Genomic DNA, 12,620 nt, shown 5'->3' with positions numbered 1-12,620 from the left:
TGGTTTCGGTGTGTCAGGCGACCCACTTGCCCACGGCCATTTCGGCCGTGAAGCCGGGGCCGAAGGCGGCCAGCATGCCGGTCGCACCCGCATCAGGCCCGCTGTCGAACTGACGTTTGAGCACGTCGAAGACCACCACGCTGGCGATGTTCCCGGCTTCGCTCAAACTGTCGCGCGACTGCGCGACCCTGCCGGGTTCAAGGTCCAGTTGCAGGACCAGTTCATCGAGGATTTTCCGTCCGCCGGTATGGAAGATGAAAAAATCATTCTGGGCGCAGTGCTGATTGAAGGTCTCGTAGTTCAACTCTTCCATCATGGGTGCCACGTCTTTGATGGAGTTCATGACGGCCTTGTCCAGGGTGAAGTGGAAGCCACTGTCCTTGACGTCGTATTTGATGTAATGCTCGCTGTTCGGTAGGAAGTAAGAGCCGGTCTTGGCAATCTTGAATCCAGGCGCCTTATCGTCGGCGCGCATCACGCAGGCAGATACGGCATCGCCAAACAGCGCAGCGGATATGAACGCGTGCAACTTGGTGTCGTCGGGTTGATAGCACAACGACGAGAACTCCAGGGACACGATGAGCACATGGTTTTCCGGCGACAGGCTGGCGAAGTCATTCGCCCGGTTAATGGCCGCAGCGCCCGCCACGCAGCCCAGTTGGGCAATCGGCAGTTGTACGGTCGACGTTCGCAGCCCCAGGTCATTGATCAGGTGGGCGGTCAGCGAGGGCATCATGAAGCCGGTGCACGAAGTCACGGCGACCATCCGGATGTCGTCGGTGGTCAGCCCGGCATTCTCGATGGCCTCCCGTGCCGCAAGGGACGACATGCGGCGGGCCTCGCGCTCGTAAACGATGCTGCGATGGGTGAAGCCGGTGTGCACCGCCAGTTCATCGATCGGCAGCACCAGGTGGCGCTCATTGACCTGGGTGTTCTGGATCATCCGTTTTGCAAGGGCCATGCGAGGATGGTCATCGTGCAAGTGTTCCAGATGGTCGATCATTTGTTGCTGGGTAATCTTGTGTGGCGGGAACAGCAAGCTGGGTTTGCAAAGTGTAGACATGACAAGTCCTCGGCTTAAAGCCAATAAAGAGTTAGGTAACACGTTTAAGGCAATGGCGAAGCAGGACTCTGAAGAACAGAATCAAAGTAACGGGCTGATAGGCCGGAAATATCGACTGTTGTTATTAATAACGCGGGATAGGGCGGACAACTCGCTTGTTATTTCACCAGTACGAACTTATAGGCATATTGCCAAGCCAAGTTACTTTCTCGGACATGTTTACGAACTACCATGCGGACAGGCGCGCCGCTGACAACCTGTCGTGGGTCGACCACGTCGACGATTTCCGACGCAATCACCAGGCCGTCATCCAGGCGCACCATCGCCATGAAGCGCGGTACGGTTTCCCCATAGCCCATGGCGGCGAGGATGGGGTTTTCAGCATGGGCACTGACCTGAATCGTGCCGGTGCGCGCGCAGCGGTACGGCTGCACGTTCATCGAGTTGCAGGCGCCGCATACGGTACGCCGAGGAAAGAAAATCTCCTCGCAATCCTGGCAACGGCTGCCTTCGAGACGGTACTTGCCGCCGTGCTCGCGCCATTCGCGCAACATGCTGGCGGTGGTCATGCGGTGGATTTGTTCTGGGTACAGGGACATGGTCGGCTCCTTAATCGTTGGAAAGCACAATGACGCTGTTATGCGCGGCGTAACCGCCCAGGTTTTGCGAGACGCCAATGCGCGCGTTCTTGACCTGGTTGTTGGACTCGCCACGAAGCTGTCGGAACAGTTCGGTAATGTGCAGGATGCCGTCGCAACCGGAAGCGTGACCGCGCCCGATATTGCCGCCATCGGTGTTCAACGGCAGTTGCCCGTCGAGGGCGATACCGCCTTCCAAGACAAAGTCACCGGCCTGGCCCGGGCCGCAGACACCCATCGATTCCATCTGGATCAGGCCCGCCCCCAGCAAGTCGTAGACCTGTGCCACGTCAATGTCTTTGGCGGTGATGCCGGCTTTTTTGTACGCGATTTCGGCACAGGCAATGGAGTTGGCGGAAACCGCCATGCCCACGTCTTTCGGCAGGCCCGCGTGTTTCAGGGTCGGGTTGTGATAACGCGTCCCGAAGTAATGCGACACGCCGGTGTAGGCGCAGCCACGGATGAACACCGGTTGGCTCGTGTAGTGATGCGCCAGGTGTTCGGCCACCAGGATCGCGCAACCACTGGCTTCGCCCCAGGCCAGCATCGAGCCGCAGGCCTCGCTGTTCTTGAGGGTTTCCAGGGACGGAATCGGCACGCCAAAGCGGGTCGCGGTGGGGGTGTTGTGGGCATAGATGCGCATCTGCCGACCAAACGTGGCCAGGACATCCGCTTCACGTCCCGCATAGCCGAATTTTTCAAAGTATTCGGCCGTCGCCAGGGCGAAGGCGTCGGTGTGTGAAATCCCCAGGAAGTAATCGTACTCACACTCCGTGCTGGAGCCGATGTATTCGGCGTAGTTGAAGTGATCGGTCATTTTTTCAAAGCCGCCGCACAGGACGATGTCGTATTCACCTGAGGCGACCATCTGGTGGGCCATCTGGAAGGACACCGAACTGCTGGTGCAGTTGGCAGTGCTCATGAACGTCGGGGAAGGGCTGATGCCCAGGGCGTCGGAGATGGTCGGGCCCAGGCCGCCGTACTCGGAAATGCCTTCACCGTGGTAGCCATAGGCGACCGCCTGAAGCTCGCGGGGATGCATCTTGATGGCGTTGAGTGCCTGGTAGGCGGACTCGACGATCATCTCTTTAAAGGTCTGACGAACTCGGGAGCTGCCAGGCTTGGGGGTATAGGCAGCCGAAACGATAGCAACGCGTCGTGCGCACATAGAAGGTGCTCCTTGCTGGATAGATAGAAATCAGAGGTAGGCAGTCAGGGCATAGTCAGGTCGCAAGTACTTGAACTCGTACTTGATCGATGTCCCGTAATCCACGTAATACTTATCCTCCAGCAGCGTGCGCAGCGGGACGTTGGTCTTTTGGTAGGTTTCGATGGCAGGCGTCACCGTCAAGGCAATCGCATCGCTGCCCGCGCCGAATCCGTAGGACACCATGAGGATCTTCTCACCGGGTCGCGCTCGATCCAGTATGTTCACCAGGCCCAGCAATGGGCTCGCCGCGCCGGTATCGCCGACACTCTGGGCATAGATGCCCGGCTCGATCTGCGCTGTCGTGAAGCCCATGCCCTTGCCGAGGGAGAAGGGCGTCGACACCAGGTTCTGCTGGAAGACGACATAGTCGAAATCGCCGGCCTGCAGCTTCATCTTGGTCATCAGGCCCGATGCGGCGCGGTGGGTCTGCTCTTCCAGGCCGATGCTGTTTTTGTCGGAGCCCAATCCCATCCCGGAACGGATGTAGCGATCACCCTGGGGACGAATGTTGTCCGCGACATCCGCCGCGCAGGAAAAACTGGCGTCGAATTGCGCGATCACGTTGTCAGTGCCCAGCAGCAAGGCGGCCGCTCCTGCTCCGGCATAAGACTCCGTCAGGTCGCCGGGGGCGGTGTTGCGGTTGATCGTGTCGGCGCCAATGGCCAAGGCGTTGCCGCTCATGCCCGAAGCGACCAGGGCGTAGGCGATTTGAAGGGCACTGGTGCCCGACTTGCCGGCGAACTGTACGTCTGCGCAGAAGGCGTCGTAGCCGCAGCCGAGCATTTCCAGGATGATCGACGCGGATGCGCGGGAGTCATACGGGTTGGTGCATGTGCCGAGGTAAAGGGCATCCAGGTGGGAGAGGGGCGCTTTGTCCAGCGCGCGTTGAGCGGCGAGTACGCCGAGGGTGATGACATCTTCGTCGGGTTGAAGGACGGCTCTTTCAATGACACCGAGCTGGTTCGTGACCAGGCTCAGGTCAGTGTTCTTCCATACGTGGATCACATCCTCCACTTTGAGACGGCACACCGGAATGCCTGCGCCATAGCTCACAATTCCTACTTTATTCACGTGTACTTCCTCCAGATTCCTTTCTCCACCTGCCAGCGGCGTGGCCGTGACGGATGCATGAAATATTTAGAAACTATCTAATGGTGCCCGCAAAGTGTCATTGGCAGTCCTATGCCCGTAAACCGGGGGCTTCAGTGGAAAAAACTGGCGTTCCACTGATGAGCGATGGGTTTATTATCTCCTTTTTATTATGTATGATACGAAACGTACCGTATCGTTAAGGTCGCATTAAAAATTTATGACTATTCTCTCCTTTTCTTTCCACAATGCGGTGCATACCGCTACCGAGGTGCGCGGTTAAGCAGAAGTCGAGATCAAATAATCATACAAAACGAAACGATCCGTTTCATTGCTTTTCGAGAGAATCCTATACCCTGCTTTTCTTTTGTCAAGCGCCATATTGGAGATTTTGAATTATGGCCCGTAAACCGTCTCGGAGCTCCATTGGCTCATTGAGGAGCCCACACACGCACAAAGCGATCATCATCTCTGCCATAGAAACCCTCAAGGAGTGCGGTTATTCAGGGTTGAGCATCGAGGCTGTGGCTCGGCGCGCCGGAGCGAGCAAGCCGACAATCTATCGATGGTGGGGCAACAAGGCGGCCTTGATAGCCGAGGTCTACGAGAGCGAAAGCGAGCAGATTCGCAAGGAGCCGGATAAAGGTTCCTTCAAGGAAAACCTTAATTTTCTGTTGCTCAATCTCTGGAAGGTCTGGCGGGAAACGATTTGCGGGGAAGCCTTTCGATGTGTCATCGCTGAAGCCCAGCTCGACCCCACGACGCTGCCCAAACTTAAAGATGAATTCATGGAGCGGCGTAGGGAATTGCCTCGCAAGCTGGTGGAAAACGCCATTCAACAAGGGGAGCTGCCCAAGGACACGTCCCGTGAGTTGCTGTTGGACATGATCTTCGGGTTCTGCTGGTACAGGTTGTTGACTGAGCAGTTGGAAGTAGAGGGGGATATCAACGAGTTCACGACTTTACTGATGAACGGTGTGTTGCGGACCACTTCGGCGGCGGTTTAAGGCGCCGCCGAAGCCTGGTCAAGGGAGGGAAGTGGGTTACGCGGCGCCACTGAACTGTGCATGAAGGCTTGGCAGGATGCTGGCCAGGTGGTTGAACTCACACAAATCATGCACAGCAAATTCATAAGCCAGCGTTTCCAGTTCAGCTTCGCCAAAGCCGTTTTTTTCCAGCAACTGCGCGGCCTGCTCGGCGCCTGGAAAACGTTGCATGGCTGGGTGGCTGCCGACCCAGTAACGGCTGGTCAGGTACAGGCCTTCGGGGCATTCCTTGAACAGGTGGACCATCAGCGAGACAGGCACTTGCGGCTGGTCCGCCAGGCTCATCAGAGCGCTGACGCTGCCATCGATTTTCGATTCACGGTACATGTCCGGGCAGAAACCCAGTTCACAGGGATCTCTGAAATGAATATGCAGGTGCATGAGGCGATCGCCGACATATTCGCAGGCGCAGAAGGTGTTTCCATACAGGCTGTCTTCGAAGCTCAAGCTGTCGTCGACCAGCCGCTCATGATGCACGCAGGGATTTTCAACATGCGCATAGGGAAACCACAAGGTGTAGCGCTCGGCTTCGAGCGGGTGCCACATGAACCACCACTTGAGCATCTGCGCCGTGCAACCGGGGAAGAATTTGCGGCTTTGCACGTAGGCCATCGGGCCGGGCAACAGGGCGTATCCAGCCTCCTCGCTGACAAAGTCCGCCGCCAGCATGCGATTGAGGTCTTCGATGCTGGGCGTCAGCGTGTCGGACAAAGGCATCGGGCCTTGTTGGATTTTCTCGACGGCACTGAGCGGTACGTTGATCTGCGAACGGAAAAAGTCGGCGTAGGGCTTACCCTGAACGGCTTTCTGATTGACCAGGAACTGCTTCTGCATGGGCAATGAGAAGTAGGTGAAAGGTGTCATTACGCGCGCTTCCATGACGGTGATTCCTTGATGAGGCGAGAAAGCCTGCGCACATCCAGGCAGGCCTTCACGCAGGGTTGTAAAGGGGCAGTGACAGGACCAAAATAGGTACGTCAAAATAAAAAGTCAAATTTGAATTAGAACTATCGAGAGATGAGCTCATGGACAATGCTTCTGGCAAGCCTTCCGTCGCCCGCGCTTCGCGACTCGACGGGCGGGCAACGCGGCTGCAGATTCTGGAGAAAGCCGGCGAGTTGTTCGCCGAACAGGGCCTGGCCAACACCACCAGTAAACAGATTTGCGAGCATTCGCAGGCCAACAGCGCGGCCGTGAATTATCACTTCGTCAACAAGGAAGGCTTGTACCGGGCCGTATTGCTCGAAGCCCATGCTCGATTCCTGCAGATGCAAACGCTGGTTTCGCTCAGCGAGCAACCGGGTTCGCCACAGGACAAGTTGCGCGCACTCATCACCCTGCTCGTCGAGCGCATCCACAATCATCCGGATGGTTGGGCCTTGAAAGTGCTGACGCGCGAACTGCTTTCGCCTTCCCCCGAGTTCGAGGCGGTCCTCAGGGAGCAGTCCTTTCCCAAGGCGCACATACTGCGCAGCCTGCTGGGGCAAATCATGAACCTGCCGGCCGATCATCCCACCACGCTGCGCAGCGCGATCAGCGTCTTCGCGCCGTGCCTGTTCTTGCTGATTGCACACCAGCCCTTGACCCGGCATGTGCTGCAAGGGTTGAGCATCGAGCCGCAGGGGCTGATCGAGCACATGGTGAGCTATGCGCTCGGGGGGCTTCAGGCCGTGGCGGCCACGGCACACGAGGCACCGAACGAATGAAGGGAAAATAACCTTGCGCCTCAAGGCGATGAGGCCCTGAGGGCGCGACTTCAGGACCGGTTTACGGCATGCGGGATCGGCTCGCAGCCTTACTCTGCCCAGATCCCCACATCACGAGCATCCACCGATCGGGGCAACAGCCCTGCGGCAAAAAAAGCATCGGCGATTTTCTGCTGCTCATCCAGTTGGTCGGCTTTCACCGGTTGAACCTGATAGCTGCGATGAGCATTGGCCGCTTCGACCGTTTCCACATCGAGATTGCCCCACAACGGGCTCAGGACCTGCGCTGCGTCGCGCGGGTGATTCTTGATCCAGTTGCCGGCCTCCTGCAATTGCCCGTAGACCACCTTGAGCACTTGCGGGTGCGCCTGGGCATAGCGGGTGCTGGTCAGGTAGTAGCGCTTGTAGCTGGCCAGCCCACTGCCGTCGGTCAGGGTTCGGGTGGGCAACTGTCGTTGCACGCCACTGAGGAACGGTTCCCAGGTGACCCAGGCATCGACTTTTCGATTCTCGAAGGCTGCCCGACCGTCGGCGGGGGACAGGTAGGCCGGTTGGATGTCCGAGAATTTCAGGCCTGCCTTGTCCAGAGCCGCGATCAACAGGTAGTGGGCTCCAGCGGCCTTGGTGACGGCGACTTTCTTGCCCTTCAGGTCCGCCAGTTGCTGCAAGGGCGAATCCTTGGCGACAACGATGGCCTGGGCCGAAGGCGAAGGGGCTTCCTGCGCAAAATAGGTCAGCTTGGCCTGCGCCGCCTGGGCGAATACAGGCACGGTATCGGCCACGTCAGCGCTGATGTCGACATTGCCGACATTCAACGCTTCCAACAAGGGCAGGCCGCTGGGGAACTCATGCCAGCTGACTTCGATATTCGCTTCGGCGAGGGCTTTGTCCAGCGTGTCCTGGGTTTTCAGCAGCGTGATCAGGGTCGACGATTTCTGGTAGCCGATGCGCAGGGTTTCCTGAGCCTGGGCCGGTAGCGCGAGAGTGGACACGGCCAGCGCAACGACCAGGCTGGCCAGGGAGGTGCGGCGCCGTATCACGGCGTATTTGCTGAGGGGTTTTGACATGGCGTGCTCGATATTCAAGGAAAAAAGGAGAGGCGCTGGAGAATCCTATGGTTCTAAAAACTAATTTATAAATACTTTTTGGGCATTAGCTTAAGCAGCGATGCCGGGCCTCAAAAAGCGTACTGGAGGCGGGTGTAGTAATAGCCGCCGGTGAAGCCGAAAGGGGAGTAGCTGCCCCAGTTGTCGCCGAACGAAGCGTTACTGACGCCAATATGATCGGGGTATTTGTCGAACAGGTTCTGTGCCCCGAGGGCGACGGTCAGTTGCTTGTTGATTGCATAAGCCACGTCCAGATCAGTGATCCATTTGGCGCTATAGCGGCGGTCCAGGCTCGGGTCGCTTGAGCTGTTGACCTCGGTGTACGTGCCGTAGCGGGTCAGGCGCAAGTTGACATCGAAGTCGTTGATTGCCCAGTCGGCGGAGAAAATCATCTTGCTGCTGGGGGAGGTCTTGGTGATGAGGGCCCGCGACTGGCGCCCCATCAATTCGAAATTGCTGCCCAGGGCGGTCAGTTGCGAAGGTGTTTCGGCGACGCTGAGGATCTTCGTGTGGTTGTAGTTCAGCGCCGCGGTCCAGCGCACCGAGCCATAACGCTCCAGGTTCTGTCGGTAGTTGCCGACCACATCGACCCCGGACGTGCGGGTGTTGGCACCGTTGGTGAAGTACTGCGCGCCCGCGGTCGCCGGCACGCCAATGCCGTCGAGCAGGGCGGCGATTCCCGGGCCCTGGAAGCGTTCGCTCAGGACCAGGCGATCGCGCAGGTTGATCACGTAGCCGTCCACCGTCAGGCTCAGGTCCTCGCTGGGTGTCAGGGCGAAACCGAGGCTGAAATTGGTCGAGCGTTCGGGTTTCAACGCCTCGGCTCCCAGCGCCTGGGCACCCGCCGAATCCACAGGCAGGATCACATAGTTGTAGGGCTGGTAGACGCCATTGATGGTGTCGAAGCCGGTGGAGCGGGCGGTGAAGATCTGGTTGGCCAGCGAAGGGGCGCGAAAGCCGTTACTGATGGTGCCGCGGACCGAGAACACCGGGTTGAACTCGTAGCGGGTGCTCAGCTTGCCGCTGCGGGTCGCGCCGATGCCTTCGTTGTAGTGCTCGTAGCGTGCGGCAAGCCCCACGTACCACTGTTCGGTGGGATAAAAACCCAGGTCGATGTAGCTGGCGACGCTGTTGCGGCTGACTTTCTGCGCGTCCTCGGGCGTGATGCCGTTGGTGACCTGGGCACCCGGATCGGGCCGCTCCCCGGCGCGTGGATGGCCGGCCGGGAACACGTAGCCGCCGTCGATGTAGGAGGCTTCGGAGCCGGCGCGTGTCTCGTAGCTTTCGCGTCGGTGTTCGAAGCCGAAGGCGACATCCAGCGGTTTCGCCAGGCCGATTTCATAACTGTTCTTCAGGTCCAGGTTGCTGGTCAACTGGTCGGCGATGTAGATGCCCGACGTGAATTTGTTCGGCGTGTTTTCCCCCAGCGACGGGTTCTGGTTGTTGTAGGTGCGTTGCTTGGCGTAGTTGCGTCCGTAGGTGCTGCTCAGGTCCCATGCCCAGCCGGCGGCTCTTTCACCCTTGGCACCGAACGCGGACTGGAAGTCGGTTTCGTTCACCAGCCAATAAGGGCTGTAGCCATCGGGGTAGCCATTGGGCCCGGTGGTAATGGTGTTGCGCCCGTTGGGCAGGCGAAAGTTTTGCCCGTCGTTGTTTTCCCGGGTGGCCAGGGTGGAGAACGAGTAAAGCGTCACGTCGTCGCTCAGCGGCAGGTCGAGGTTGTAGCCGACATCGGCCAGTTGGCTGCGGGGCAATCCGTAGCCCTTGTAGGTGTGGTGGCTTGCGCCGGCCTCGCGTGGGTCGGGCGAGCCGTCGGCTTGCGGGTAGTAATGGTTGCTGTAGCCGTTGCTGCCGGCCTTGTTGTCGCGCTCCTGGTAGCGTGTGTCGAATGAGACGTTGAGCACGCCGGCTTCGCCCACTTGGAATCCATAGTTGAGCGCTTGCTGCGCGGTCCCGCGCTTGCCGTCGTAGCCCTGGCCAAGAGTGGTGTCGGAACCGCCGCCGGTGGTCTGCTTGAGGATGATATTGATCACCCCGGAAATGGCATCCGAGCCGTACTGCGCCGCCGCGCCGTCGCGAAGCACTTCGATATGGTCGATGGACGCCACCGGGATCAGGTCCAGGTCGCTGGGCGCGGCACCGCTGTTGATACCGTTGATGTTCAGTGTCGCGCTGGTGTGCCGGCGCTTGCCGTTGACCAGCACCAGCACGTGGGACGCCGTCAGGCCGCGCAGGGTGGCTGAGCGAACCACGCCGCTGGCATCCCAGCCGGCGCGGTCGGGCAGGTTGAAGGAGGGAATGAATTTGCTCAGCGCCTCCAGCAGGCTTGGCTTGCCCACCGCTTGCAGTTGCGCGCCGGTCACCACATCGATGGGCGTCGGGCTGCTGGTCACGGTGCGTTCGACGGTGCCCCTGTTGCCGGTGACCACCACGGTATCGAGAGTGGACGCGCCGCTTTCGGCGGCCTCAAGGTTGAAAGAGGCAAGGCCACAGGCAAATGACAGCGGCAGCAGCAACGGGCGATAAGCGGGCGCGGCGAGGTGTCTTTGGCGGTTAGGCATGAGGGTGGGCTCCTGATTGTCGGCTGAGGTCCGTGTCACTTCTTGCGAGCGGCGACGGCTTCGATTTCCACCAGGCCGCCGGGCAACGGCAGCGCGACGACTTGCACGGCGGTGCGTGCCGGCTTGTTCGGTTGTTCGGCGCTGCCGAAGAACGGCGTATAGCCTTGCTGCAATCCGGCGAAATCCAGTTGGCCGCCCTTGGCCGGATCGCCCACCAGGAACACCCGCAGTTGCACCACGTCCGCCAGGTCCAGGCCTTGGGCTTGCAGCACACCCTTGAGTTTGTTGAGGATCGATGTGGTCTGGGTCGCTGTGTCGCCATAGGCGGCGAAGGAATTCTTGGGCGCGCTCGGATCGTGCAGGTCGGCGAGCAGGCCGCTGACAAACAGCAGGTCGGTTTGTGCCGGCACCGACACCGCCAGGGAAATCGGGAAGTTGGAGTTGGGCAGGGCGATGCGCTTGATGTCGTCGGCCTGGCTGGCGAAGGCGGTGGCGGTCATGAGAAGTCCTGTAAGTAACGGGGTGGTTTTCATCGCAAGGTCCTTTATCGAAAAAACATCAGGCGGCTAGGCCGGCTTGCTGGCGCTCGGCGTGGCGGCCGATCAGCGACACGATGCGGCGCGCCGAGTCGGCGGCGGTGTTCTGCCAGATGCCGACGCCGCCGTGGGCGAGGGCATCGCTGGCCAGGTAGGTGCGGCCCTGGGGTTCGTTGAGGATCCGGTAGGCCTGCTCGCCCACTTCGTCGTTGACGATCCACGGGCCTTTGCTGAAGGGCACCTTCGACCAGTTGATGGCGACCGGTTTTTGCAACTTGGCGCTGTGGCCGGGGTGCAGCAGTTCGACGGCCTGCCTTGAGGAGGCGAACTGCTCGGCGAGGGATTTGCTGCTGAAGGACTGCGCCGTTTCACTGGTGTTGTAGGCGGCCACCAGGATGCCTTCGGCGCTGTTCAGGCGATCGCTGGGGTACCACAGGCCTTTGACTTCATGATCCAGGTAAGACAGCCCGCCAAAGATGTTGAAGTCGGTTTCCCAGAAGCGCGGCGACTGCCACGCGACCTTGTTCGCCTGGTCGCTTTGCGCGCTGAGGATCGCTTGCTTGAAGGGCGTGGTGAAATTGCTCGGCAGCTTGGCCAGCAGCGGCAGGGGCACGGTGACGATGGCGTAGTCGGCGTTCAGGGTGTGGGACTTGCCCGTCTGCCGGTCGCGGTAGGTGATGCGACTGCCTTGCTCCGACGTCTGGATGTCGCTGACTTCGGCATGAAAACGCACCACGTCCTTGAGTCGCTCATGGAACGCCTGGGGAATCCGGTCCATGCCACCGACCGGTTGGAACATGGTGGAAGAAAATTCGGGAATCTCATCGAACACCAGTGCGCCCCAGAGCTTGGGGTTGAGCAGCGTCTGCAACGCGAGGGGTGTGCGGGTGACGCCGGTTTGATCGCCGGCGCCGGGGATGCGGGTGTAGCCCGAGCGCACCGATCCTGTGTATTTGAAATCGGCATTGAGGTCGCCATAGACCTTGAGAAAATTCAGCAGCGCCTGGCGGTCTTCGGTGCTCAGGTCCTGGTCCAGGGCCTTGCGACTGACGGTGCGCGCCAACAGCTCGGACAGTTGCCCCCGCGTATCGTTGACGGCTTGGCGCAGCTGGAAGGCCGGCTGGCGGGCGTCCGGCAAGGCCAGTGCGTTGCGGCTGCTGTTGACCAGCACTTGCAACTCCACGCCCAGTTCGCGGCAGTAGCCGAGGATCGTCTGGTGATGGCTGGGGATGCGCGCCGGGCCTGCGTTGAAGAACTGCCCGTCATCGAAGTCCACGGTCTGGCTGATACCGTCGTCGAACTCGACCCGACTGCCGCGACGCAGGGTCCAGTTGCGTCCGCCCACTCGCTCGCGGGCTTCGAGGATCGTCACGGCGAAGCCGGCCTTGCGCAACTCATAGGCGCTGACCAGGCCGGAGATGCCGGCGCCAACCACCACTACCTGCTTGCCTTTGCCGCTGCTGCCCAATTGCAACGGGCCAAAGCCCGCCGCGACGGCCTGAGGTGTAAGGCCCAGTGCGTCGAGGGCGCCAACTGCGGCGCTATAGCCACCGATGGCGGCAATGCGGGAAATCATTTGCCTGCGGGTGAAAGCCATGATGTCGCTCCTTGGAATGTTGACGTGATGAGTTGGGCGTCGTCGCTGTTCGCGGCCACGCCTGGGGG

At 60.0% G+C, this 12,620-nt stretch carries 11 protein-coding genes; 2 read left to right on the top strand and 9 right to left on the bottom strand.

Features of this window, described 5'->3' with window-relative positions:
* Positions 1-13: 13 nt before the first annotated feature.
* From V3H56_RS16455 to V3H56_RS16440, 4 genes are all read right to left on the bottom strand, one after another.
* Positions 14-1,063: a type III polyketide synthase gene (locus V3H56_RS16455; RefSeq protein WP_338473625.1), complete on the bottom strand. Its 1,050-nt coding sequence runs from the start codon at positions 1,061-1,063 to the stop codon at positions 14-16.
* Between the two features lie 158 nt (positions 1,064-1,221).
* Positions 1,222-1,662 (bottom strand): zinc ribbon domain-containing protein, encoded by a 441-nt coding sequence (locus tag V3H56_RS16450; protein WP_042728413.1) that lies wholly within the window; start codon positions 1,660-1,662, stop codon positions 1,222-1,224.
* 10 nt (positions 1,663-1,672) lie between these two features.
* Entirely contained in the window at positions 1,673-2,869 is a 1,197-nt protein-coding gene (locus tag V3H56_RS16445) for a thiolase family protein (RefSeq protein ID WP_338473624.1), read from the bottom strand.
* Positions 2,870-2,899: 30 nt separating this feature from the next.
* The gene (locus V3H56_RS16440) at positions 2,900-3,982 is read right to left on the bottom strand and encodes a hydroxymethylglutaryl-CoA synthase (RefSeq protein ID WP_338473623.1); all 1,083 of its coding nucleotides are present in this window, start codon (positions 3,980-3,982) and stop codon (positions 2,900-2,902) included.
* Between the two features lie 416 nt (positions 3,983-4,398).
* Here V3H56_RS16440 and V3H56_RS16435 point away from each other — a divergent pair, with 416 nt between their 5' ends.
* On the top strand, positions 4,399-5,007 hold the full coding sequence (locus V3H56_RS16435) for a TetR/AcrR family transcriptional regulator (RefSeq protein WP_042728416.1): 609 nt from the start codon (positions 4,399-4,401) through the stop codon (positions 5,005-5,007).
* Between the two features lie 36 nt (positions 5,008-5,043).
* Here V3H56_RS16435 and V3H56_RS16430 read toward each other — a convergent pair whose 3' ends face one another.
* A complete protein-coding gene (locus tag V3H56_RS16430; protein WP_338473622.1) occupies positions 5,044-5,925 on the bottom strand; it encodes a 2,4-diacetylphloroglucinol hydrolase in 882 nt (293 codons plus the stop codon).
* A gap of 146 nt (positions 5,926-6,071) precedes the next feature.
* Between V3H56_RS16430 and V3H56_RS16425 the strand changes: the two genes are divergently transcribed.
* A complete protein-coding gene (locus V3H56_RS16425) occupies positions 6,072-6,752 on the top strand; it encodes a TetR/AcrR family transcriptional regulator (RefSeq protein WP_123578889.1) in 681 nt (226 codons plus the stop codon).
* 89 nt (positions 6,753-6,841) lie between these two features.
* Here V3H56_RS16425 and V3H56_RS16420 read toward each other — a convergent pair whose 3' ends face one another.
* The 4 genes from V3H56_RS16420 to V3H56_RS16405 all read right to left on the bottom strand — a co-directional run bounded on the left by V3H56_RS16420 (position 6,842) and on the right by V3H56_RS16405 (position 12,552).
* Positions 6,842-7,819 carry an aliphatic sulfonate ABC transporter substrate-binding protein gene (locus tag V3H56_RS16420; RefSeq protein WP_338473621.1) on the bottom strand — a complete coding sequence of 326 codons (978 nt, stop codon included), beginning with the start codon at positions 7,817-7,819 and terminating at the stop codon, positions 6,842-6,844.
* A gap of 110 nt (positions 7,820-7,929) precedes the next feature.
* Positions 7,930-10,419: a TonB-dependent receptor gene (locus V3H56_RS16415; RefSeq protein ID WP_047738960.1), complete on the bottom strand. Its 2,490-nt coding sequence runs from the start codon at positions 10,417-10,419 to the stop codon at positions 7,930-7,932.
* 35 nt (positions 10,420-10,454) lie between these two features.
* Complete coding sequence (locus V3H56_RS16410; protein ID WP_042728421.1) at positions 10,455-10,952, bottom strand: RidA family protein; 498 nt, start codon at positions 10,950-10,952, stop codon at positions 10,455-10,457.
* Positions 10,953-10,977: 25 nt separating this feature from the next.
* Positions 10,978-12,552 carry an FAD-dependent oxidoreductase gene (locus tag V3H56_RS16405; protein WP_047738959.1) on the bottom strand — a complete coding sequence of 525 codons (1,575 nt, stop codon included), beginning with the start codon at positions 12,550-12,552 and terminating at the stop codon, positions 10,978-10,980.
* Between the last annotated feature and the right edge of the window lie 68 nt (positions 12,553-12,620).

The organism is Pseudomonas sp. MS646, from assembly GCF_036693845.1.
GTDB lineage: Bacteria > Pseudomonadota > Gammaproteobacteria > Pseudomonadales > Pseudomonadaceae > Aquipseudomonas > Aquipseudomonas chlororaphis_E.
The sequence above is the reverse complement of the archived record's forward strand: the minus strand, read 5'-3'. Positions and strand labels throughout refer to the sequence as shown.

What these genes read in the sequence shown, in the direction of transcription:
- V3H56_RS16455 (WP_338473625.1), bottom strand. Translation starts at nt 1,063, where the DNA reads ATGTCTACACTTTGCAAACCCAGCTTGCTGTTCCCGCCACACAAGATT.
- V3H56_RS16450 (WP_042728413.1), bottom strand. Translation starts at nt 1,662, where the DNA reads ATGTCCCTGTACCCAGAACAAATCCACCGCATGACCACCGCCAGCATG.
- V3H56_RS16445 (WP_338473624.1), bottom strand. Translation starts at nt 2,869, where the DNA reads ATGTGCGCACGACGCGTTGCTATCGTTTCGGCTGCCTATACCCCCAAG.
- V3H56_RS16435 (WP_042728416.1), top strand. Translation starts at nt 4,399, where the DNA reads ATGGCCCGTAAACCGTCTCGGAGCTCCATTGGCTCATTGAGGAGCCCA.
- V3H56_RS16430 (WP_338473622.1), bottom strand. Translation starts at nt 5,925, where the DNA reads ATGGAAGCGCGCGTAATGACACCTTTCACCTACTTCTCATTGCCCATG.
- V3H56_RS16425 (WP_123578889.1), top strand. Translation starts at nt 6,072, where the DNA reads ATGGACAATGCTTCTGGCAAGCCTTCCGTCGCCCGCGCTTCGCGACTC.
- V3H56_RS16420 (WP_338473621.1), bottom strand. Translation starts at nt 7,819, where the DNA reads ATGTCAAAACCCCTCAGCAAATACGCCGTGATACGGCGCCGCACCTCC.
- V3H56_RS16415 (WP_047738960.1), bottom strand. Translation starts at nt 10,419, where the DNA reads ATGCCTAACCGCCAAAGACACCTCGCCGCGCCCGCTTATCGCCCGTTG.
- V3H56_RS16410 (WP_042728421.1), bottom strand. Translation starts at nt 10,952, where the DNA reads ATGAAAACCACCCCGTTACTTACAGGACTTCTCATGACCGCCACCGCC.
- V3H56_RS16405 (WP_047738959.1), bottom strand. Translation starts at nt 12,552, where the DNA reads ATGGCTTTCACCCGCAGGCAAATGATTTCCCGCATTGCCGCCATCGGT.